The organism is Streptomyces sp. NPDC088097, from assembly GCF_044741845.1.
Taxonomy (GTDB): Bacteria; Actinomycetota; Actinomycetes; order Streptomycetales; family Streptomycetaceae; genus Streptomyces.
The window spans coordinates 43,887-65,113 of the sequence record NZ_JBIUTJ010000001.1 but is presented as its reverse complement, the minus strand read 5'-3'; the positions used below and the strand labels follow the sequence as shown (position 1 = coordinate 65,113).

Annotated in this window: 19 protein-coding genes; 14 read left to right on the top strand and 5 right to left on the bottom strand. The window is 73.0% G+C overall.

From position 1 onward, the window contains the following. Positions 1-167 precede the first annotated feature (167 nt). Positions 168-923 carry an N-acetylmuramoyl-L-alanine amidase gene (locus ACIOD1_RS00270; protein WP_401899371.1) on the bottom strand — a complete coding sequence of 252 codons (756 nt, stop codon included), beginning with the start codon at positions 921-923 and terminating at the stop codon, positions 168-170. Positions 924-991: 68 nt separating this feature from the next. Between ACIOD1_RS00270 and mnmA the strand changes: the two genes are divergently transcribed. Next, positions 992-2,122, top strand: a complete 1,131-nt coding sequence (gene mnmA / locus ACIOD1_RS00265; RefSeq protein WP_401899370.1) for a tRNA 2-thiouridine(34) synthase MnmA — start codon at positions 992-994, stop codon at positions 2,120-2,122. A 39-nt stretch (positions 2,123-2,161) separates the two neighbouring features. Here mnmA and ACIOD1_RS00260 read toward each other — a convergent pair whose 3' ends face one another. Next, positions 2,162-2,956, bottom strand: a complete 795-nt coding sequence (locus ACIOD1_RS00260; protein ID WP_401899369.1) for an MBL fold metallo-hydrolase — start codon at positions 2,954-2,956, stop codon at positions 2,162-2,164. Positions 2,957-3,049: 93 nt separating this feature from the next. Between ACIOD1_RS00260 and ACIOD1_RS00255 the strand changes: the two genes are divergently transcribed. After that, positions 3,050-3,670 carry a CGNR zinc finger domain-containing protein gene (locus ACIOD1_RS00255; protein ID WP_401900396.1) on the top strand — a complete coding sequence of 207 codons (621 nt, stop codon included), beginning with the start codon at positions 3,050-3,052 and terminating at the stop codon, positions 3,668-3,670. A 66-nt stretch (positions 3,671-3,736) separates the two neighbouring features. On the opposite strand, the gene ACIOD1_RS00250 is transcribed toward ACIOD1_RS00255, so the two are convergent. Next, complete coding sequence (locus ACIOD1_RS00250; RefSeq protein WP_365618164.1) at positions 3,737-4,660, bottom strand: NADP-dependent oxidoreductase; 924 nt, start codon at positions 4,658-4,660, stop codon at positions 3,737-3,739. A 134-nt stretch (positions 4,661-4,794) separates the two neighbouring features. Between ACIOD1_RS00250 and ACIOD1_RS00245 the strand changes: the two genes are divergently transcribed. From ACIOD1_RS00245 to gatB, 10 genes are all read left to right on the top strand, one after another. Beyond that, positions 4,795-5,826, top strand: coding sequence for a helix-turn-helix domain-containing protein (locus tag ACIOD1_RS00245; protein ID WP_365618162.1), 1,032 nt, complete (start codon positions 4,795-4,797; stop codon positions 5,824-5,826). A gap of 113 nt (positions 5,827-5,939) precedes the next feature. After that, the gene (locus ACIOD1_RS00240; protein ID WP_365618160.1) at positions 5,940-6,284 is read left to right on the top strand and encodes a DUF1330 domain-containing protein; all 345 of its coding nucleotides are present in this window, start codon (positions 5,940-5,942) and stop codon (positions 6,282-6,284) included. Positions 6,285-6,416: 132 nt separating this feature from the next. After that, positions 6,417-7,106, top strand: a complete 690-nt coding sequence (locus ACIOD1_RS00235; protein WP_365618159.1) for an SDR family oxidoreductase — start codon at positions 6,417-6,419, stop codon at positions 7,104-7,106. Further along, positions 7,103-8,086: a methionine synthase gene (locus ACIOD1_RS00230; RefSeq protein WP_401899367.1), complete on the top strand. Its 984-nt coding sequence runs from the start codon at positions 7,103-7,105 to the stop codon at positions 8,084-8,086. The genes ACIOD1_RS00235 and ACIOD1_RS00230 overlap by 4 nt, the downstream gene beginning before the upstream one ends. 30 nt (positions 8,087-8,116) lie before the next feature. Then, positions 8,117-10,369 carry an NAD-dependent DNA ligase LigA gene (ligA, locus tag ACIOD1_RS00225; protein WP_401899366.1) on the top strand — a complete coding sequence of 751 codons (2,253 nt, stop codon included), beginning with the start codon at positions 8,117-8,119 and terminating at the stop codon, positions 10,367-10,369. A gap of 385 nt (positions 10,370-10,754) precedes the next feature. Then, on the top strand, positions 10,755-12,959 hold the full coding sequence (locus ACIOD1_RS00220; RefSeq protein ID WP_401899365.1) for a putative bifunctional diguanylate cyclase/phosphodiesterase: 2,205 nt from the start codon (positions 10,755-10,757) through the stop codon (positions 12,957-12,959). A gap of 138 nt (positions 12,960-13,097) precedes the next feature. Further along, entirely contained in the window at positions 13,098-13,394 is a 297-nt protein-coding gene (gene gatC, locus ACIOD1_RS00215) for an Asp-tRNA(Asn)/Glu-tRNA(Gln) amidotransferase subunit GatC (RefSeq protein WP_365618151.1), read from the top strand. Between the two features lie 5 nt (positions 13,395-13,399). After that, positions 13,400-14,896: an Asp-tRNA(Asn)/Glu-tRNA(Gln) amidotransferase subunit GatA gene (gene gatA, locus ACIOD1_RS00210; RefSeq protein ID WP_401899364.1), complete on the top strand. Its 1,497-nt coding sequence runs from the start codon at positions 13,400-13,402 to the stop codon at positions 14,894-14,896. After that, a complete protein-coding gene (locus ACIOD1_RS00205) occupies positions 14,893-15,138 on the top strand; it encodes a hypothetical protein (protein ID WP_365618148.1) in 246 nt (81 codons plus the stop codon). The genes gatA and ACIOD1_RS00205 overlap by 4 nt, the downstream gene beginning before the upstream one ends. 15 nt (positions 15,139-15,153) lie before the next feature. Continuing rightward, entirely contained in the window at positions 15,154-16,665 is a 1,512-nt protein-coding gene (gene gatB / locus ACIOD1_RS00200; RefSeq protein WP_401899363.1) for an Asp-tRNA(Asn)/Glu-tRNA(Gln) amidotransferase subunit GatB, read from the top strand. A 99-nt stretch (positions 16,666-16,764) separates the two neighbouring features. Here gatB and ACIOD1_RS00195 read toward each other — a convergent pair whose 3' ends face one another. Beyond that, positions 16,765-17,265, bottom strand: a complete 501-nt coding sequence (locus tag ACIOD1_RS00195) for a DinB family protein (protein WP_365618144.1) — start codon at positions 17,263-17,265, stop codon at positions 16,765-16,767. Positions 17,266-17,367: 102 nt separating this feature from the next. Then, on the bottom strand, positions 17,368-18,186 hold the full coding sequence (locus ACIOD1_RS00190) for a GNAT family N-acetyltransferase (protein WP_401900394.1): 819 nt from the start codon (positions 18,184-18,186) through the stop codon (positions 17,368-17,370). Positions 18,187-18,246: 60 nt separating this feature from the next. Here ACIOD1_RS00190 and ACIOD1_RS00185 point away from each other — a divergent pair, with 60 nt between their 5' ends. Continuing rightward, positions 18,247-18,738: a signal peptidase I gene (locus tag ACIOD1_RS00185; RefSeq protein WP_401899362.1), complete on the top strand. Its 492-nt coding sequence runs from the start codon at positions 18,247-18,249 to the stop codon at positions 18,736-18,738. Positions 18,739-18,959: 221 nt separating this feature from the next. Continuing rightward, positions 18,960-21,209 carry an MMPL family transporter gene (locus ACIOD1_RS00180; protein WP_401899360.1) on the top strand — a complete coding sequence of 750 codons (2,250 nt, stop codon included), beginning with the start codon at positions 18,960-18,962 and terminating at the stop codon, positions 21,207-21,209. Positions 21,210-21,227 lie beyond the last annotated feature (18 nt).

The window sequence follows — 21,227 nt, the reverse complement described above, 5'->3', positions numbered from 1 at the left end:
CGCGGCGTTGTCGGGCCTTGCGCGTACAACCAGTACGCGCAAGGCCCTCCGCCTTGCGAGCTACCGCACCGGACGACCCGGGCTCACCCGCCAAGATCCGAAAGAGGCGACCCAGGGCCGCCTCTTCCGGATCTTGGCGGGCCCGGGTCGTCCGGCGGCCCGGGGCGCTACCCGCCGGCCAGGGCCTGCTTCACGAGGCCGAGGTAGCGGTTCCAGTCCCAGTGCCGGCCCGGGTCCGTGTGGTCGGCGCCCGGCACCTCGGAGTGGCCCAGGAAGTGGGTGCGGTCCGCCGGTATCCCGTACCTCCGGCAGACATCGGCGGCCAACCGGGCCGAAGCCGCGTACATGGCGTCCGTGAAGTCCTGCGGCCGGTCGACGAAGCCCACGTGCTCGATGCCTATGCTGCGCTCGTTCATCGAGCGGTTCCCGGCGTGGAAGGCCACGTCCAGCTCCCGCACCATCTGCTCCACGTGACCGTCCTGACCGACGATGTAGTGCGCCGACGCCTTGTGCCACGGGTTCTTGAAGGCGTCCACCGAGGACTCGAAGCTGCCCTGGGTGACATGGACGACGATCCGGTCCACCCGGTAGTCGTCCGGCCGGTCCGCGAGCCGCCAGTTCGCCGGGGACGCCGCCGTCCAGCTCGCGCCCGCGTGGTCCAGCTCACCCTCCTTGCGCGGCTTGGCGACCCCGGGCAGCAGCCACCAGGCCCGCCGGATCTCCTCCCGCCCGAGCACCGCCGTCACTCCCAGCGCGCCCAACCCGAGGCCGAGCCCGCCGAAGAGCACGGCCCGGCGGGTCCCGCGGGCCCCGCCGGCGCTTTCGGCCGCACCCCGTGTCGCGGCCCCCGGCGCCGTCCCGGGCGCCCCCGCCGACGCCGGCTCCGGGAACGGCCCGCGCCCCTCGTTCCCCTGCTCCACCATGTGATCCACCCCCCACAGCCGATAACGCGCCGTGGCCCCGCGCGGTTCCCCGTACCCTGGACGGTGCTATGACTGAGAACCTGCCGCGCACCGCCCGCCCCCTCCGCGTCCTGGCCGCCATGTCCGGCGGCGTGGACTCCGCCGTCGCCGCCGCCCGCGCGGTCGAAGCCGGGCACGACGTGACCGGCGTCCACCTCGCGCTCTCCGCGAACCCACAGTCCTTCCGGACCGGGGCCCGCGGCTGCTGCACCATCGAGGACTCCCGAGACGCCCGCCGCGCCGCCGACGTCATCGGCATCCCCTTCTACGTGTGGGACCTCGCCGAGCGCTTCCGCGAGGACGTCGTCGAGGACTTCATCTCCGAGTACGAGGCCGGGCGCACCCCGAACCCCTGCCTGCGGTGCAACGAGAAGATCAAGTTCGCGGCGCTGCTCGACAAGGCCCTCGCCCTCGGCTTCGACGCCGTCTGCACCGGCCACTACGCCACCGTCGTCCTGAACGACGACGGCGCCCGCGAGCTGCACCGCGCCTCCGACATGGCCAAGGACCAGTCCTACGTCCTCGGCGTCCTCGACGAGAAGCAGCTCGCCCACGCCCTCTTCCCGCTCGGTGACACCCTCACCACCAAGGAGGAGATCCGCGCGGAGGCGGAGGAGCGCGGCCTGGCCGTGGCCAAGAAGCCCGACAGCCACGACATCTGCTTCATCGCCGACGGCGACACCCAGGGCTTCCTGGCGAACCGCCTCGGCAAGGCCGACGGCGACATCGTCGACGAGAGCGGCGAGAAGATCGGCACCCACGAGGGCGCCTTCGGCTTCACCATCGGGCAGCGCAAGGGACTGCGCATCGGCCACCCCGCCGCCGACGGCAAGCCCCGCTACGTCCTGGACATCTCCCCGGTGAACAACACCGTCACCGTCGGCCCCGTCGAGGCCCTCGACGTCAACGCCCTCACCGCGATCCGCCCCCGCTGGTGCGGCTCGACGGCCGCCGCTCCCGGCACCTACACCGCGCAGCTGCGCGCCCACGGCGGCGAGACCGAGGTCTTCGCCGAGATGGTGGACGGCGAACTGCGGGTCTCCTTCGCCGAGCCGGTCCGCAGCGTGGCCCCCGGCCAGGCGATCGTGCTCTACGACGGCACCCGCGTGGTCGGCTCCGCCACCATCGCCACCACCACCCGGGCCGCGGCCGCCGTCTGACCGCGAGGTCCACCTCGCCGCGGACGGCCGGCAGACCGATCAGGCCTGCCGGTCCCAGTCCGGGTCCAGGCGGTCGGCCAGGCCGGCCGCGCCGAACGCGGCCCTCAGGTCGTCGTGGCCCTCGGTGAAGTGGGCCCAGCTGTCGCAGTGGACGGGAACGACGCGGCCGGCATCGAGGATCCGCGCGGCTTCCGCGGCCTGGGCGCTGTCCAGGACGATCACCGCGCCGTCGAAGAGGACGGGGAAGCGGGGAGCGCCGGCGAAGAGGATCGCGGTGTCCACCGGGGCGAAGCGCCCCGCGACCTCCTTGACCGCGTCGAGCGAGGCGTTGTCGCCGCTGACGTAGACGGTGGGCAGCCCCTCGCCGGTCAGCACGAAGCCGACGACCTGGCCGAGGACCGGCTCGACCTCCTCGCGCCGTCCCGGTCCGTGCACGGCGGGTACGCCGGTCACCGTCACCGTGCCGCCACCGGGGCGGTCCAGTTCCACGGACTCCCAGTCGGCCAGGCCCTTGGCCCCGTCGCCGAGGCGCCGGCTGCCGGCGGGGGTGGTGAGCGTCAGCGGGACGTCGGCGAGCAGGGCCCGGCCGGAGCGGTCGAGGTTGTCGGGGTGCTCGTCGTGCGAGAGCAGGACCACGTCGATCGGGCCCAGGTCGTCGGGGGTGGCGCCGGCGGGCGCGGTCTTGGTGAGGGTGGTGCCGGGCGCCGGGTAGTCGCCGGGGCCGTCGAAGGTCGGGTCGGTCAGGAAGCGCAGGCCGCCGTACTCGAAGAGGGCGGTCGGGCCGCCGAGAACGCGGACGGGGAACCGATCGGTCGATGCGGGCACAGAAGACACAGGAGAAACACCTCACGGATGGTGTCGGGTGAACCGTGAGATGACCGTAGCCGTTTCTCACGGATGGCCGCAAGCCTTACCATGAGAGGCGTGATGGAGCCTGTGAGGGAGCCCGTGGTGGAGCCCGTGACGGAAGAGCCCGCCCCGCCGCCTGCCCAGGGCGAGGAGGAGCACCTCTCCCTCGCCCTCGCCAACAGCGCCGTCGCGCGGCCCGGCGGGCACACCTTCGACTTCCTGGGGACCCCCGCGCAGGCGAACCAATGGCTGGCGCGACACGGCCTCGCCCCGGTCGACCTGGGCATGCGGGAGATGTGCGCGGCGCAACTGCGCTCGCTGCGCGAACAGATCCGGTCCCTGTTCGCAGCCCGCGCCGAGGGGCTTCCCGCCCTTCCCGCCGCCGTCGGGGCCGTCAACGACGCCATGACCCGCGTCCCCACCGCGCCGCTGCTGAGGTGGGACGACGAGAGGGGCCCCTACCGCGCCACCGCCCACCCCACCACCGCGATGCTCGATCACGCCCTGGCCGCCCTCGCCGCCGACGCCGCCGACCTCCTCACCTCCCCGGACGCCGAACGCCTCACCGCGTGCGGCTCCGCCCCCTGCAACCGGTACCTGCTGCGCCAGGGCCGCCGTCACTGGTGCTCCACCCGCTGTGGGGACCGCGCCCGCGCCGCTCGTGCCTACGCCCGCCGCACCCAGGCCGGTACGCGGTGACGAACGGGCCCGGGACCCCGCAGGGTTCGGCGCCCGCGCGCCGTCCCGGCGAGGCCTCGTCCCGGGTCAGACGACCGTCAGGACGATCTTGCCGGTGGTGCGGCCCAGTTCGCCGATCTCATGGGCCTTCGCGGCCCGGGCCAGCGGCAGCACCGTCTCGACGACGGGCTTGAGCGCGCCGCGCTCCACCAGCTCGGTGATCTTCCGCAGTCCCAGGTGGTCCGGCTCCACCAGCATCCATTGCGCCCGGACCGTGCCGGGGTCGGCCGGCAGGCCGTCGGGGCCCGGCAGGGTGATCAGCCGGCCGCCGGGGCGCAGCACCTTCAGGGAGCGCTCGGCGGTGTCGCCGCCCACCCCGTCCAGGACCACGTCCACCTCGGAGACGGCCTCCTCGAAGGGCGCCGCCCGGTAGTCGACGACCTCGTCCGCGCCCAGCGAGCGCACCAGCTCGTGCTTGCCCGCGCCGGCGGTCCCGATCACGTACGCCCCCAGGGCCTTGGCGATCTGCACCGCGAGGTGTCCGACCCCGCCGGCCGCCGCGTGGACCAGCACCCGCTCGCCCGGTCGGACGTCGGCGGTGTCCACGAGGGCCTGCCAGGCGGTGAGCGCGGCCAGCGGCAGCGCCGCCGCCTCCACGTGGCTCAGGGAGGCCGGCTTGGGGGCCAGGTGGCGGGTGGGGGAGACCACGTACTCGGCGTAGCCGCCGGCCTGGCGGGGGAAGAGCGGCATCCCGTACACCTCGTCGCCCGGCCGGAAGGCGCTCACGCCGGGGCCGACGGCCTCGACCGTGCCCGAGACGTCCCAGCCGACGGCCGGCAGCTCGCCCCAGGTGATCAGGCCGCCGCTCTCGCGGGTCTTCCAGTCCACCGGGTTCACCCCGGCCGCGTGCACCCGTACCAGGACCTCGCCCAGGCCGGGCTCCGGCCGCTCCAGCTCGCGCTCGACCAGCTTCTCCGGTCCGCCCCAGCCGTTCACGATCATCGCGCGCATGTCCGTCCGCCTCTTTCCGTTCGGTGTGTTCGTCCGTCTCGTGCGGCGGGTCGTCCCGGCCGCACACCTCACGTTCGGACAATCCGGCGCCCGACGGTGTTGGCCTGTTGGCCACCCTGTGACAGGATCTGGCCATGACCAGGGAGCGCGTGACGACAGCGGACACCGACGGACGGGCACTCCACCGGATCGCAGTCCTGGCCCTCCCCGGCGTGCCTCCCTTCGAGCTGGGCATCCCCTCCCGGGTCTTCGGCAGCGCGGTGGACGAGGACGGGGCGGCCCTCTACGAGGTCACCGTCTGCACCGCCGACGGCGCCCCGGTGCTCAGCGACGCCGGCTTCACCGTCCTGCCGGCCGCGGGCCCCGAAGCCCTCGCCGCCGCCGACACCGTGATCATCCCGCCCACCCACGCCATGCCCGAGCTGGCCCGGGGCGGACCGCTGCCCCCCGAGGTCACCGCGGCCGTCGCGGGCATCCGCCCCGGCACCCGCCTGGTCTCCATCTGCACCGGCTCGTACGTGCTCGCCGCAGCCGGCCTCCTCGACGGCCGACCCGCGACCACCCACTGGAACCTCGCCCCCGAGTTCCGCCGCGCCTACCCCCGCGTCGCCGTCGACGAGGACGTCCTCTTCGTCGACGACGGCGACGTCCTCACCTCCGCCGGCGTCGCGGCCGGGGTGGACCTGTGCCTGCACATGATCCGCAAGGACCACGGCAGCGCCGTCGCCAACCGCGCCGCCCGGATGTGCGTCGTGCCGCCCTGGCGCGACGGCGGCCAGGCCCAGTACATCGACCGGCCCGTCCCCGCCCCCACGGTCGCCACCACCACCGCCACCCGCGCCTGGGCCCTGGAACGCCTCGGTGAGCCGATCACCCTCGCCGAACTGGCCGCGCACGCCCGGATGAGCCTGCGCACCTTCACCCGGCGCTTCCGCGACGAGGTCGGCATGACCCCCGTGCAGTGGCTCACCGGGCAACGCCTCGACATAGCGCGCCAGTTGCTGGAGTCCAGCGACCTCCCCGTCGACCTGGTGGCGCACCGCGCGGGCTTCGGCTCCGCCAACTCCCTGCGCCAGCACATGCGCACCGCCTTCGGCGTCTCCCCGATCACCTACCGGCGCACCTTCCACGGGCCGGCCGTCGAGGAGTTCCCGCAGCCCGCGTGACCCCGCCGGGCACGGCTCCGCCGGGCATGACCCGGAAGGTAATGGACCGGGCGCGGCCCCTGCGGCAAGATCGGAGCAACAGCCCGATCCGCCCCGTCACCAGGGAGAAGACCATGACCGCGTACGCCATAGCCCACCTGCGCCCCGCGACGATGAACGAGGACATCCTGCGGTACATCGAGCAGATCCAGTCGACGCTCGACCCCTTCGGCGGCTCCTTCCTCGTCCACGGCCAGGAGGTCGAGGTCCTGGAGGGTCCCTTCCCCGGCACGGTCGTCGTGATCTCCTTCCCCGACATCGAGCGGGCCCGCGCCTGGTACGCCTCGCCCGCCTACCAGGCCCTCCTCCCCCTGCGGACCCGCCACATGGCGGGCGAGGCCATCCTCGTCGAGGGCGTCCCCGCCGACTACGACGCCTCGAAGACGGCCGCCCACCTGCGCGCCGGGGCGGGACTCTGACCCGGCCCACCGGGCCGCCCGCGTGATCGACCGCCCCGGCCGCCCGGCCGGTCCGGCGGCGGGGGAGCGCCGGGCTCGCGCCCTGCGCTGAGCCGGCCGCGCGGGACCCGCCCCGGATGCGAGCATGACCGTATGCCTACTCACCTGATCACCGGCGCCGGATCCGGCATCGGCGCGGCCGTCGCCAACCGCCTGCACGCCCGCGGGGACGACCTCGTCCTGCTGGCCCGCGACGCCGGCCGCGCCCGCCAACTCGTCGAGCGCTACCCCGGCGCGCAGAGCCTCGTCGGCGACCTCGCGGACCCCGACCGGCTCTCGTGGGCCTTCTCCAAGCAGCCCGTCCCCGAGCGGATCGACTCCCTGCTGCACATCGCCGGGATCGTCGACCTCGGACCCGTCGGCGAGCTGCGCCCCAAGACCTGGCACCAGCAGCTCAACGTCAACCTGATCGCCCCGGCCGAGGTCACCCGGCTGTTGCTGCCCACCCTGCGCGCGTCCAAGGCCACCGTCGTCTTCGTGAACTCCGGCGCCGGCCTCGCCGCACACGCCGACTGGAGCGCCTACGCCGCCTCCAAGCACGGCCTCAAGGCCCTCGCCGACTCCCTGCGCGCCGAGGAGAAGCCGAACGGGATGCGCGTCACCTCCGTCTACCCGGGCCGCACCGCGAGCCCCATGCAGGCCAAGGTGCACTCGCAGGAGGGCAAGGAGTACGACGCCTCCGCATGGATCGACCCCGAGTCGGTGGCCACCACCATCGTCATGGCCGTCGACCTGCCCCGCGACGCCGAGGTCAACGACCTGACCGTCAGGCCCGGCCGATGACCGCGAGCGCCACCGGCGTCGGCTCGCTGCCCGGCGGCGACGCCCGCGAGGCCGCCAAGGCGGCCACCGGGTCCTTCGAGGAGTTCCCCTACCTCGCCGAACTGCCCGCGCGCGGACCCGGTGCCGACATGATCGGCCGCTCGCTGGGGCTGCTCGTCGACATGTACGCGCGCGTGGAGCCCAGCGGCTGGCGCATCGGCGACCGCCCCGGCCGCGACACCCGCCGGGCCCGCTCCTGGCTCGGAGAGGACCTCGACGCCCTGGAGGAGTTCACCCAGGGCTACACGGGGAAGCTCAAGATCCAGGCCGTCGGGCCGTGGACGCTGGCCGCCGCCCTGGAACTGCACGGCGGCGAGGCCGTCCTCCAGGACCCGGGCGCCTGCCGTGACCTGGCCGGATCCCTGGCCGAGGGGCTGCGCGAGCACCTGGCCGACGTCCGCAAGCGGATCCCCGGCGCCGAGATCGTCCTCCAGTTCGACGAACCGTCGCTCACCTCGGTGCTGCTGGGGCGCGTGCGGTCCGCGAGCAAGTACCGGACCTACCGGGCCGTCGACCGACAGGTCGTCGAGGGCACCCTGCGCGACCTGTTCTCCGTCCACGACGGCGAGGTGATCGTGCACTCCTGCGCCCCCGAGGTCCCCTTCGCGCTGTTGCGACGGGCCGGGGTCAAGGGCGTGTCGTTCGATTTCTCCTTGCTCACCGAGCGCGAGGATGACGCCATCGGGGAGACCGTCGAGGGCGGCGTGAAACTCTACGCGGGAGTCGTGCCCGGCACCGACGGTCCGTTGTCGGACCCGGGCGGTAGCGTCATGGGTGTCAGGACGCTCTGGCGCAGGCTGGGGCTGACACCGGGGACTCTCGCCGAGTCCGTCGTGGTCACCCCCTCGTGCGGTCTGGCGGGTGCTTCGCCCGCCTACGCCCGTGCGGCGCAGGCACATTGCGTCAGGGCGGCGAGGTCGCTCGCCGACAACCCTGAGTGACGGTCGGGACGGGCCACGGGAGGACACGGCATGGCAGCCGAACAGCAGGACACGGCAGTACCGGCGCGGATGCGTGAGCAGCACGCGCTGCTCGCGGAGCAGATCGAGGAGCACCGCTTCCGGTACTACGTGAACGACCAGCCGGTCGTGAGCGACGCCGAGTTCGACCAGCTGCTGCGCTCGCTGGAGGCGCTGGAGGAGCAGTACCCGGAGCTGCGCACGCCCGACTCTCCCACCCAGAAGGTGGCCGGGGCGTACGAGACGGACTTCGCCTCCGTGCGCCACCGCGAGCGGATGCTCTCCCTCGACAACGCCTTCGACGACGAGGAACTGTCGGCCTGGGCCGACCGGGTCGCCCGGGACGTGAACACCACGGACTACCACTACCTGTGCGAGCTGAAGGTGGACGGCCTCGCCGTCAACCTGACGTACGAGAACGGCCGCCTGACCCGCGCCGCCACCCGCGGCGACGGCCGCACCGGCGAGGACATCACGCCCAACGTCCGCACCATCGCCGAGATCCCGGACCGCCTGGCCGGCGACCGGATCCCGGCCTTGGTCGAGGTCCGCGGCGAGGTGTACTTCCCGATGGAGGCCTTCGAGGAGCTGAACGCCCGGCTCGTCGAGGCCGAGGGCAAGCCCTTCGCCAACCCCCGCAACGCGGCGGCCGGTTCACTACGCCAGAAGGACCCGAAGGTCACCGCGAGCCGGCCGCTGCACATGGTCGTGCACGGCATCGGCGCCCGTGAGGGCCTCGACATCGAGCGCCAGTCGCAGGCGTACGAGCTGTTGCACGAGTGGGGTCTGCCCACCGGCGGGCACAACAGGGTGGTCTCCACGCTCGCCGAGGTCCGCGCGTTCATCGCCCACTTCGGCGAGAACCGGCACTCGGTGGAGCACGAGATCGACGGGGTCGTCGTCAAGCTCGACGAGATCGCCCTTCAGGGCCGGCTCGGCTCCACCGCCCGCGCCCCGCGCTGGGCCATCGCCTGGAAGTACGCCCCCGAAGAGGTCAACACCAAGCTGATCGACATCAAGGTCGGCGTCGGTCGCACCGGGCGCGTGACCCCGTACGCGCAGGTGGAGCCGGTGACGGTGGCCGGGTCCGAGGTGGAGTTCGCGACCCTGCACAACCAGGAGGTCGTCAAGGCCAAGGGCGTGCTCATCGGGGACACCGTGGTGCTGCGCAAGGCAGGCGACGTCATCCCCGAGATCCTCGGACCGGTGGTGGACCTCCGGGACGGCGGCGAGCGGGAGTTCGTGATGCCCGGCGAGTGCCCCGAGTGCGGGACGGCCCTGCGGCCCATGAAGGAGGGGGACATCGACGTCCGGTGCCCCAACGGGCAGACGTGTCCCGCCCAGTTGCGCGAGCGGCTCTTCTACCTCGGGGGCCGACAGAGCCTCGACATCGAGAACTTCGGCATGGTCGCCGCGGCCGCGCTGACCGGACCGCTGGAGCCGGCCGAGCCGCCGCTGCTGGACGAGGGCGACCTCTTCGGCCTCACCATCGAGCAGCTCCTGCCCATCAAGGCGTACGTCCTGGACCAGGACAGCGGCCTGCCCAAGCGGGACCCCAAGACGGGCGAGGAGAAGATCGTCACGGTCTTCGCCAACCAGAAGGGCGAGCCGAAGAAGAACGCCCTGGCCATGCTGGAGAACATCGCGGCGGCCAAGGAGAGCCCGCTGGCCCGGATCATCAACGGCCTCTCGATCCGCCACGTCGGCCCGGTCGCCGCCGAGGCCCTCGCCCGCGAGTTCCGTTCGATCGAGCGCATCGAGCAGGCCACCGAGGAGGAGCTGACGGCCACCGACGGGGTCGGGGCCATCATCGCGGCCTCCCTCAAGGAGTGGTTCGCCGTCGACTGGCACCAGGAGATCCTGCGCAAGTGGCGGGCGGCCGGTGTCCGGATGGAGGAGGAGGGTTCCGGCGAGGAGGAGGGGCCGCGTCCGCTGGAGGGGCTGACCGTGGTCGTCACCGGGACCCTGCAGAACCACACCCGCGACGGCGCCAAGGAGGCCCTGCAGAGCCGGGGCGCGAAGGTCACCGGATCCGTGTCCAAGAAGACCTCCTTCGTCGTGGTCGGCGACAACCCGGGCTCCAAGTACGACAAGGCCGTGCAGCTCAAGCTCGCCGTCCTCGACGACGCCGGTTTCGAGGTGCTGCTCGCGCAGGGCCCCGACGCGGCCCGCGAGGCGGCGCTCCCGCTCGAAGGCGCGGGCGCGGGCGAGAGCACGGGGACGGGCGCGGGCGACGCCGAGGGCGCGGAGCCGGCGGAGGGGTAACCCACACGGAGGTGGCCTCAAGGCTCGGTGGAGGCGAACGGATGCGTGGCGTGCGGCCGTAACGGGCGGGCGCACGCCCGGCGCGGTGTCCGGCGGTAAACGGCCGGTACAGGGCTGGCGTTGGGGCGGTGAGCTGTCGGATCATCGGATGGGTGACCGGGGGGTCCTGGTCCAAACTCACCCGTTCGGCGGATACCGTACTGATGAGGATGGCTGGGCCGTAATCGGGCAACCACCGCCGACCGCTGCCCCTGGGAGCCTCCCGCGGCCTACTGTTGTGGGGTGCGCCTGTCGTGCGCGGCTGCCTGGTGTGCTTCCAGCCGTGATGGCATGACACCGGGGCCATCGCGTGACATCGGCATCGCCGGCTGTGAGAGGTACGGGCATGAAACCCAACGAGAGCGCCGACCCGTCACCTGAATTCGGCGGGGACATCCCGTCCATGCGGGCGGGACGGCTCGGTGTCCTGGGTCCCAGGACACCGGACACCCGCCCCCTCGACACCGGCTCGGGCGTCGGGTCGGGTCGGGAGCGGCGCACCGTGCTGCCCCTCGCCGTCGTCGGCCTGTCGGCGCTGGTGCTCGTGGGCGGCGTGGTCTCCGCCCTGACGCGACGTCACGCCCTGTTCCCCGGGGGCTCGGTGGGCTGGGCGCTCGCCCTGCTCACCGGCATCATCGTCGGCCACCTGGTGGCCCTGGGCCGGGACCGGTGGTGGGGCGGGACCGGATCCGGCGCCGCGCTCACCCTCGGCGTGCTCGTCCTCTACGGCTGGATCCCCGCCGGGTTGGTCTCGCTCGCCGTGGTCTCCCTGGTCGGCGCCGCCCGCCGGCACCGCTGGCGCCAAGGGCTGCTGCACGGCGCCGTCGACATCCTCGGCATCGGCGCGGGTGCCCTCGTCCTGCTCCTCTTCGACCGGGTGCCGACCGTCGAGGAACCCTGGCTGCCCGACACCTGGGGCCTGGCGACCGTCCCCGAGATCGTCCTCGCGGCCTTCGCCTACCTGTCGGTGACCCGGCTCCTGCTCTGGTTCTCGCTCGCCCCGCGCGGCGGCGGACTGCCCACCGTGGCCCGCGGCGCCCTGATCCGGCAGGCCCTGGTCGCCGCCGCCCTGCTCGGCATCGCCCCGCTGATCTGCGTGGTCGCCGGCAGTCGGCCGGTACTGCTGCCGCTGTTCGCCGTCCCGCTCATCGCCCTCGACTCCACCCTGTGGATCGCCCGCGCCCGGGCCGAGGAGCAACTGCGCGATCCGCTCACCGGGCTGCCGAACCGGCAGTGGCTGCTGGAGCGCGCCTGGTCGGCGCTGGACGAGGCCGAACGCTCGGGCACCCGGGCGGCGCTCGTGCTGATCGACCTCGACCGCTTCCGCGCCGTCAACGACACCCTCGGCCACCTGGCGGGTGACCGGCTGCTGCTCCAGATCGCCGACCGGCTGCGCCAGGCCCTGCCCCCCGATGCCGAGGCCGCCCGGCTGGGCGGCGACGAGTTCGCCGTCCTGCTGCCCGTCGCGGACTCCACCACCAGCGCCCAGCGGGTCGCCCGCAACCTGGTCGCCGAGCTCAGCTCCCCCCTCGACCTGGACGGCCTCACCCTCGTCCTGGAGGCCAGCGCGGGCCTCGCCGTCTTCCCCGATCACGCCCTCGACGCGGAGGGACTGCTCAGACGCGCCGACGTCGCCATGTACCAGGCGAAGCGGGACCGCACCGGCGTCGAGGTCTACGAGTCCAAGCGCGACAGCAACACTCCCGACCGGCTCGGCCTCCTCGGCGACCTGCGGCGCGCCCTGGACGCGGGCGAGGTCGAACTCCACTACCAGCCGAAGGTCCGCTTCGACGGACAGGTCGCCGGTCTGGAGGCGCTCGTACGCTGGGTGCACCCCGAGCGGGGGCGGGTCTCGCCGGACGAGTTCATCGCCATCGCGGAGACCTCCGGGTTGATGCCGCACCTGACCGAGTACGTCCTGGAGACCGCCCTCGCGCAGGTCGCCCGGTGGCGGGCGCAGGGCCTCAAGGTGCCCGTGGCCGTCAACGTCTCGCCGCGCGACGTCCACACCCCCGGCTTCGCCGGCGCCGTCGCGGCCCGCCTGGCCCGGCACGGGGTCCCGGCGAGCGGGCTCCAGCTGGAGATAACGGAACACGTCCTGCTGGAGGACCCCCAGCGGGCGGCCGACACCATGGCCGGTCTGACCGGGCACGGCGTCAAGATGTCCCTGGACGACTTCGGCACCGGGTACTCCTCCCTGGTCCACCTGCGCCGGCTGCCGGTCAGCGAGCTGAAGATCGACCGGTCCTTCGTGGCGCGGCTCGCGGTGGACGCGCAGGACGCGGAGATCGTGCGGTGCACCGTCGATCTGGCCCACTCCCTGGGCCTGCTCGTCGTCGCCGAGGGCGTGGAGGACGACGAGACCTGGGAACGGCTGCGCGACCTCGGTTGCGACGCGGTCCAGGGCTGGCTCGTCGCCGCCGCCATGCCGCCGCAGGAGGCCACCGCCTGGCTGCTGGCGCGCGGCGAGCGCGGCTGGCGCCGCCCGGCCGACATCACCGCCGAGCTGGCGGCGGCCGCCGCCTCCTCCGCGGAACCCCCGCAGCAGTAGTACGGGTCCGGGCGGCCGGCCGGGGCCGTCCGGGCCACCGTGCGGGCGCCGGGTGGACAACCGTTTAACGGCTCGGGGGGTGGGCCCCATAGGATTGGGACCGAAACCACACACTCACCACCCCCAGAGGATCGCCGCATGCCTGGCATCACGCGCGAGGAGGTCGCCCACCTCGCTCGGCTGGCACGTCTGGAGCTGAAGAGCGAAGAGCTCGACCACTTCGCAGGACAGCTCGACGACATCATCGGCGCGGTCGCCCGCGTTTCCGAGGTCGCCGACCAAGACGTCCCGCCGACCTCCCACCCGCTGCCGCTGACGAACGTCATGCGCGCGGACGAGGTCCGTCCGTCGCTCACCTCGGAGGAGGCGCTCTCCGGCGCCCCCGCCCAGGAGCAGCAGCGCTTCAAGGTGCCCCAGATCCTGGGGGAGGACTAATCACCATGGCAGACCACATCATCAAGCTCACGGCAGCCCAGACCGCCGAGAAGATCGCCTCCGGCGAGCTCACGGCCGTCGAGGTCACCGAGGCCCACCTGGCCCGCATCGAGGCGACGGACGAGAAGGTCCACGCCTTCCTGCACGTCGACCGCGAGGGCGCCCTCGCCCAGGCGGCGGCCGTCGACGCCAAGCGCGCCGCCGGCGAGAAGCTCGGCCCGCTGGCCGGCGTCCCCCTCGCCCTCAAGGACATCTTCACCACCGTCGGCATGCCGACCACCGTGGGCTCGAAGATCCTCGAAGGCTGGATCCCGCCCTACGACGCCACCCTGACGCGCAAGCTGAAGGAAGCCGACGTCGTCATTCTCGGCAAGACCAACATGGACGAGTTCGCCATGGGGTCCTCCACCGAGAACAGCGCCTACGGCCCCACCGGCAACCCCTGGGACCTCACCCGGATCCCCGGCGGCTCCGGCGGCGGCTCCGCCGCGGCCCTCGCCGCGTACCAGGCGCCCCTGGCCATCGGCACGGACACCGGCGGCTCCATCCGCCAGCCCGCCGCCGTCACCGGCACCGTCGGCGTGAAGCCCACGTACGGCGGCGTCTCCCGCTACGGCATGGTGGCCTTCTCCTCCTCCCTGGACCAGGGCGGGCCCTGTGCCCGTACGGTCCTGGACGCGGCCCTCCTCCACGAGGTCATCGCCGGCCACGACCCGCTCGACTCCACCTCCATCGACGCCCCGGTCCCGCCGGTCGTCGAGGCCGCCCGCAACGGCTCCGTCGCCGGCATGCGCGTCGGTGTGGTCAAGCAGTTCGCCGGCGAGGGCTACCAGGCCGGCGTCGTCCAGCGCTTCAACGAGGCCGTCGCGCTCCTCAAGGAGCTGGGCGCCGAGATCGTCGAGCTGGACTGCCCCTCCTTCGACCTCGCGATGGCCGCGTACTACCTGATCGCGCCGTCCGAGTGCTCCTCGAACCTGGCCCGGTTCGACGCCATGCGCTACGGCCTGCGCGTCGGCGACGACGGCACCCGCTCCGCCGAGGACGTCACCGCCCTCACCCGCGAAGCCGGCTTCGGCGACGAGGTCAAGCGCCGGATCATCCTCGGCACGTACGCGCTCAGCTCCGGCTACTACGACGCGTACTACGGCTCCGCCCAGAAGGTCCGCACGCTCATCACCCAGGACTTCGAGAAGTCCTTCGAGCAGGTCGACGTCATCGTCTCCCCGACGACCCCGACGACCGCCTTCCCCATCGGCGAGCGCAGCGACGACCCGCTCGCGATGTACCTCGCCGACCTGTGCACCATCCCGACCAACCTGGCCGGCAACTCCGCCATGTCGCTGCCCTGCGGCCTGGCTCCGGAGGACGGTCTCCCGGTCGGACTGCAGATCATCGCCCCGGCGATGAAGGACGACCGGCTGTACAAGGTCGGTGCCGCCGTAGAGGCCGCCTTCGTCGAGCGCTGGGGTCACCCGCTGCTTGAGGAGGCACCGTCCCTGTGAGCACCAGTGCACTGTCCAAGGCCAAGGGCTTCAAGAAGTCCAAGTCCGGGACCTACCTGTCGATCGGCACCACCGCGTTCGGCGCCCTCGGCGTGATCAAGCAGGCCCGCAAGGCCCGCACCGACCACGACACGCTGAAGCTGCTCGACGCCGTCGTGTCCGCCGCCGCCATCGTCACCGGCCTCGCGATCCTGTACCGCGAGCTCAAGCGTCTGGGCGACGACGACGTCCTGCTGGGCTGAGAGGGAAGTTTCACCGTGACCACCTTCACCGAACTGCTGTCGTACGAGGACGCTCTCGCCTCGTTCGACCCCGTCATGGGCCTGGAGGTCCATGTCGAGCTCGGCACCAGGACCAAGATGTTCTGCGGCTGCTCGACCGAGCTGGGCGCCGAGCCCAACTCGCAGACCTGCCCGGTCTGCCTGGGCCTGCCCGGCGCGCTCCCGGTCGTCAACGAGATCGGCATCGAGTCGGCCATCAAGATCGGCCTCGCGCTGAACTGCGAGATCGCCGAGTGGTGCCGCTTCGCCCGGAAGAACTACTTCTATCCGGACATGCCGAAGAACTTCCAGACCTCCCAGTACGACGAGCCGATCGCCTTCAACGGCTTCCTCGACGTGCAGCTGGAGGACGGCGAGATCTTCCGCGTGGAGATCGAGCGCGCCCACATGGAGGAGGACACCGGCAAGTCGCTGCACGTCGGCGGCGCCACCGGTCGCATCCACGGCGCGTCCCACTCGCTGCTGGACTACAACCGCGCCGGCATCCCGCTCATCGAGATCGTCACCAAGCCCATCGAGGGCGCCGGCGAGCGCGCCCCCGAGGTGGCCAAGGCGTACGTGGCCGAGCTGCGCGAGGTCATCAAGGCCCTCGGCGTCTCCGAGGCCCGCATGGACAAGGGCCAGATGCGCTGCGACGTCAACCTGTCGCTGCGCCCCACCCCCGAGTCCGAGTTCGGCACCCGCAGCGAGACGAAGAACGTCAACTCGCTGCGCTCCGTCGAGCGCGCGGCCCGCTACGAGATCCAGCGCCACGCCGCGGTGCTCACCTCGGGCGGCTCGATCGTGCAGGAGACCCGGCACTTCCACGAGGAGGACGGCTCCACCACGGCCGGCCGCATCAAGGACAACGCCGAGGACTACCGCTACTTCCCGGAGCCCGACCTGGTTCCCATCGCCCCGGCCCGTGCCTGGGTCGAGGAGCTGCGCGCCGGTCTGCCCGAGATGCCGCGCGTGCGCCGCAACCGCCTCCTGCAGGACTGGGGCGTCACCGAGCACGACATGCAGTCGATCCTCAACGCGGGCGCGGTGGACTCCATCGTCGCCACCATCGAGGCCGGCGCCGACTCCACGGCCGCCCGCAAGTGGTGGATGGGCGAGCTGGCCCGCAACGCCAACGAGCAGGGCGTCGTCGTCGACGAGCTGCCCATCACCCCCGTCCAGGTCGCGCGCGTCGCCGCCCTGGTGGCGGGCGGCGAGCTCAACGACAAGCTGGCCCGCCAGGTCCTCGAAGGCGTCCTCGCCGGCGAGGGCACCCCGGACGAGGTCGTCGAGAAGCGCGGCCTGAAGGTCGTCTCGGACGAGGGCGCGCTCGGCGCGGCCGTGGACGAGGCCATCGCGGGCAACGCGGCCATCGCGGACAAGATCCGCGGCGGCAAGGTCGCCGCCGTCGGCGCCCTGGTCGGAGCGGTCATGAAGACCACCCGCGGCCAGGCCGACGCCGCGCGCGTCAAGGAGCTCATCCTGGAGCGCCTGGGCGTCTCCGAGTAGTTCCCCGTTCCGCGCGACGGCCCCGCACCGGATCTCCGGTGCGGGGCCGTCGTTGTTGTCGTCGTCGGGGGTTCGGCGCGTGCCCCGACGGGGGCGGGGTCACACCCCGACGACGCCGTCGATCGCCTCGCGCAGGAAGTCGGCGTGGCCGTTGTGGCGGGCGTACTCGTGGATCATGTGGAGCATCACCAGGCGCAGCGACGCGTCCTCCTTCCACCTGGCGACGTACACCGTCACCTCCAGGGAATCCGCGCCGGCCTCGACCGCCCGGGAGTGCTCCACCTCCGCCTCCCAGGCGGCGAAGGCCTCGGCGCGGGTCGCGCCCGTGGCGTCGTAGGCGGCCTGGAAGTCCTGGTCGTCGGACCACAGGTGGGGCGCTTGCGCCCCGCCGATGGTGCGCCGGAACCACTGGCGCTCCACCTCGGCCATGTGCCGGACGAGGCCCAGCAGGGAGAGGGTGGACGGTGGGGAGGACTGTCGGCGCAGCTGTTCGTCGGTGAGGCCCTCGCACTTCCGGGCGAGGGTGGCCCGGTGGAAGTCGAGGAAAGCGCGCAGGGTTTCGCGCTCGGGGCCGGTCAGCGGTGGTCCGGTGCGTTCCATGGGACGATCCTGCCCCGTCGGCCCCGGGCGGGGGAAGCCGTTTCCGGTCAGGGCCCGCGCGGAGGACCGCCTCGCGCCCCGCCGACCGCGCCCGTCGGGACCTCAGCCGGCGTTGCCCTGCCACAGGTACGGGATCGTCGTCCCCAGCACCCCGAAGCCCAGGCGCTCCAGGATCGGGCGGCTGTCGTCGGAGGCGTCGACCTGGAGGTACGGGATGCCGCGCTGCGCCGCGATCCGGGCGCGGTGCGCCACCAGCAGGCGGTAGACGCCTCGACCGCGCCAGGCCGGGTCCGTGCCGCCGCCCCACAGGCCCGCGAAGGAACTGCCGGGCCGCATCTCCATCCGGGCCCCGCTCACCGGGACCTCCCCGGCCATCGCCAGCACCGCCTCGATGGTGTCCGGTTCCTCGCGCAGCAGGTTCAGCACCTGCTCCCGGATCCGGGGACGGTCGGTGCCGAAGGCCCGCCCGTGGACCGCCATCATCAGGTCCACCCCCGCATCGTCCCGCACCACCCGCAGCGAGATCCCCTCCGGCGGTTCCACCGGCAGGGCGGCGAGATCGGCGGTGCGCGCCACCAGCAGGGTCTCGGGCGCCTCCGGGACGAAGCCGGCCGCGCGCAGCCGGTCCCCGAGGTCGGCCGGCCGGTCGTGGGCGTACAGCTTCCACTCGAACTCGGCCGCCTCCGCGCCCTCCCGCTCCCGACGCGCCTCGAACCAGGCCACCTGCGCCGCGATCTCGGCGTCCGCGTTCCCCTCGTCGAGGTCCGACCACAGCACGCCGTTCCAGCCCAGCCCGGGCGCGCTCTGGCGGACGACCGGGCCCACCCGCTCCACGCGCGCCTGTGCGGCGTCGGGCACCGCGTCCCTGCGCACCTCCGCGTCGTAGCGGTCGCGCACCCGGCGCAGTTCATCGGTAGTCATCGTCATCGGGCCAGCTCACCAGTGCTCCGGCCCGCCGCACAACTGCATTAGCCTCGCCCCGTGAACGCCGAATCCGCCGCCGCCTCCGCCCAATCCGCCGCCGCCCCGGGCACCGGCCCGGCGCCCGCGTCGGACTCCACCCCGGACTCCGCCCCTGCCCCCGCCTCCGACTTCGTCGTCCGCACCGGCAAGGCCGGCCCGGACGCCGCCGCCGACCGTGGCTGGCTCCTGGGACACTTCAAGCCCCCGGGCGATCCCCGCCACAGCGAGGACGTCGAGATCAAGTGGGGGGTCCACCCCAAGGGCGACGAACGCGGCCGGTGGGTGACCGGCGAGCGCCGCACCGCCCTCCAGGTGCTCATCAGCGGCCGCTTCCGGCTGGAGTTCCCCGGCCGCACGGTCGTCCTCGCCGAGCAGGGCGACTACGTGGTGTGGGGGCGCGGGGTCGACCACTCCTGGTACGCGGAGGAGGACTCCGTCGTGCTCACCGTCCGCTGGCCCTCCCTGCCCGGGTACCGCGCGGACGGGCCTTCCGTCCCGCTCGCCGACTGACCTAAGTCCCGCCCGCCGCACCGTTCTTCCCGCCCGACCTGTGACGATCCCCACGAAAGGGGCCAAGGATCACGAATCGCTGAGATCGTTGGAGGAGGTGTAGACCACCCCGGCCGCGGCGAGGCGACCCCTCGGCCGGCCGCCGGGCCATCACGACTCCTCGCGTTCTCGCGTCGGGTCGTTCCCCGGTGAGGATCCGAACCACCAGGGAGCGCAGTCCGTTGGCAGCAATCGCGCGGTGGTGCATGCGCCACCGTCTCGTCACCGTTCTGCTCTGGCTGCTCGCCCTCGGCGGCACGGCCGCGGGCGCCCAGGCCGCCGGGACCGCCTTCTCCAACGACTACGAGGTCCCCGGCACTGAGTCCGCCAAGGCCCACGCGCTGCTCCGCGAGGGTTTCCACGGGCAGGGCGGGGACACCGACACCGTTGTCTGGCGGGCCCCGGACCACCAGAGCGTGCGGACCCCGGACGTCGAACGGCGCATGGCGCGGGCGTTGGACGAGATCGCCGGCCTCCCCGGCGTCGGATCGGTCGTCGGCCCCTACGGGCCGGGCCCCGAGAACGCCGCCCGGATCAGTCCCGACGGGCGCACCGCCTACGCGGTGGTCACCTTCGACCTGCCGGCCGACTCCGTGCCCAAGGCCCGGGCCGAGGCCGTGGTCCACGCCGCCAAGAACCCCACCATCCGGGCGGACGGGCTCCAGGTCGAACTCGGCGGCCGCGCCATCGGCCTGACGGAGGCGCCCGGCGCCCACCTCGCCGAGGCCATCGGCGTCGCCATCGCCGCCGTGGTGCTCTTCCTCGCCTTCGGCTCCCTCGCCGCGAGCCTGCTGCCCATCGCGACCGCCCTGGTCAGTGTCGGCAGCGCCTACTTCGGGATCACCCTCCTCGGGCACGCCATGCCCGTCGCCGACTTCGCCCCCATGCTCGGCACCCTCGTCGGTCTCGGCGTGGGCATCGACTACGCCCTCTTCATCGTCACCCGGCACCGCAAGGAACTGGCCCGCGGCCTGGACGTCGAGGAGGCCGCCGAAAGCGCCGTGGCCACCACCGGCCGGGCCGTCGTGTTCGCCGGAGCCACCGTCTGCATCGCCCTGCTCGGGATGCTCGTCCTGCGACTGAACTTCCTCAACGGGGTCGCGATCGCCGCCTCCCTCACCGTGGTCCTGACGGTGGCGGCCTCGGTCACCCTGCTGCCGGCCCTGCTCTCCTTCATAGGCGTGCGGGCCCTCTCGCGCCGCGAACGCCGCCGGCTCGCCGCCGAAGGGCCCCGGGCCGAATCGCCCACCGGGTTCGCGGCCCGCTGGTCCGCGTTCGTCGAACGCCGCCCCCAACTGCTCGGCCTGCTCGCCACCCTGGTCATGGTCGGGCTGGCACTGCCCACGCTCTTCCTCCACCTCGGCACCTCCGACCAGGGCAACAACCCGGCCGGCTCCACCACCCGCAAGGCCTACGACCTCCTCGCCGAGGGGTTCGGCCCGGGTTCGAACGGCCCGCTCACCGTCGTCGCCCGGCTCGACGGCGCGGCGGACCGGGTGGCCGTCGAGCGGCTGACCGAGGCCCTGCGCGCCACCGAGGGGGTCGCCTCCGCCGGACCGGCCGTCCTCAACCGGGCCGGGGACACCGCCGTGGTGACCGTCGTACCGGACTTCGCCCCGCAGTCCCGGGCCACGAGCGAGCTGGTCGACACCCTGCGCCACGAGGTCATCCCCGCCGCCGTGCCGGACGGCTCGCCGCGGGTCCACGTGGGCGGGGTGACGGCGGGCTACGACGACTTCGCCGAGGTGATCGTCGGGAAGCTGCCGCTCTTCGTCGGCGTCGTCGTCGCCCTCGGCTGCGTGCTCCTGCTGCTGGCCTTCCGTTCCATCGGCATCCCCGTGAAGGCCGCCGCCATGAACGTGGCGGCCGTCGCCTCCTCCTTCGGGGTCGTCGTGGTGGTCTTCCAATGGGGCTGGGGCAGCGAACTCCTCGGGCTGGGCAGCGCCGGGCCCATCGAGCCGTTCCTGCCGGTGATCATGGTGTCGGTGCTCTTCGGCCTCTCCATGGACTACCAGGTCTTCCTGGTCAGCCGGATGTACGAGGAGTGGCTGGCCACCGGCGACAACCGGCGGGCCGTCCGCGTCGGCCTCGCCGAGACCAGCCGGGTGATCAACTCGGCGGCGGTCATCATGATCTCCGTCTTCCTGGCGTTCGTGCTCAGCGGGGACCGGCTCATCGCGATGTTCGGCATCGCGCTGGCCGTGGCCGTCGCCCTCGACGCCTTCGTTCTGCGCACCCTGCTCGTCCCGGCGCTGATGCACATGCTCGGTGGCGCGAACTGGTGGCTCCCCGCCTGGCTCGACCGCGCACTGCCCCGCATCAGCATCGAACCCGCCGAGCGTCGCCCCCGTGCGACACTTCCGGCGCAGCGGCCCGGCGCCGACCACGCCCCGCGCCAGGACGAGGCCGAACCCGCCGGCAGCGCCCGCTGACCCGACCGTTCCGAGTAC

Excerpts from the sequence above, each read along its gene's own strand:
- ACIOD1_RS00270 (WP_401899371.1), bottom strand. The coding sequence starts at position 923 with ATGGTGGAGCAGGGGAACGAGGGGCGCGGGCCGTTCCCGGAGCCGGCG.
- mnmA (WP_401899370.1), top strand. The coding sequence starts at position 992 with ATGACTGAGAACCTGCCGCGCACCGCCCGCCCCCTCCGCGTCCTGGCC.
- ACIOD1_RS00255 (WP_401900396.1), top strand. The coding sequence starts at position 3,050 with ATGGAGCCTGTGAGGGAGCCCGTGGTGGAGCCCGTGACGGAAGAGCCC.
- ACIOD1_RS00250 (WP_365618164.1), bottom strand. The coding sequence starts at position 4,660 with ATGCGCGCGATGATCGTGAACGGCTGGGGCGGACCGGAGAAGCTGGTC.
- ACIOD1_RS00245 (WP_365618162.1), top strand. The coding sequence starts at position 4,795 with ATGACCAGGGAGCGCGTGACGACAGCGGACACCGACGGACGGGCACTC.
- ACIOD1_RS00240 (WP_365618160.1), top strand. The coding sequence starts at position 5,940 with ATGACCGCGTACGCCATAGCCCACCTGCGCCCCGCGACGATGAACGAG.
- ACIOD1_RS00235 (WP_365618159.1), top strand. The coding sequence starts at position 6,417 with ATGCCTACTCACCTGATCACCGGCGCCGGATCCGGCATCGGCGCGGCC.
- ACIOD1_RS00230 (WP_401899367.1), top strand. The coding sequence starts at position 7,103 with ATGACCGCGAGCGCCACCGGCGTCGGCTCGCTGCCCGGCGGCGACGCC.
- ligA (WP_401899366.1), top strand. The coding sequence starts at position 8,117 with ATGGCAGCCGAACAGCAGGACACGGCAGTACCGGCGCGGATGCGTGAG.
- ACIOD1_RS00220 (WP_401899365.1), top strand. The coding sequence starts at position 10,755 with ATGAAACCCAACGAGAGCGCCGACCCGTCACCTGAATTCGGCGGGGAC.
- gatC (WP_365618151.1), top strand. The coding sequence starts at position 13,098 with ATGCCTGGCATCACGCGCGAGGAGGTCGCCCACCTCGCTCGGCTGGCA.
- gatA (WP_401899364.1), top strand. The coding sequence starts at position 13,400 with ATGGCAGACCACATCATCAAGCTCACGGCAGCCCAGACCGCCGAGAAG.
- ACIOD1_RS00195 (WP_365618144.1), bottom strand. The coding sequence starts at position 17,265 with ATGGAACGCACCGGACCACCGCTGACCGGCCCCGAGCGCGAAACCCTG.
- ACIOD1_RS00190 (WP_401900394.1), bottom strand. The coding sequence starts at position 18,186 with ATGACTACCGATGAACTGCGCCGGGTGCGCGACCGCTACGACGCGGAG.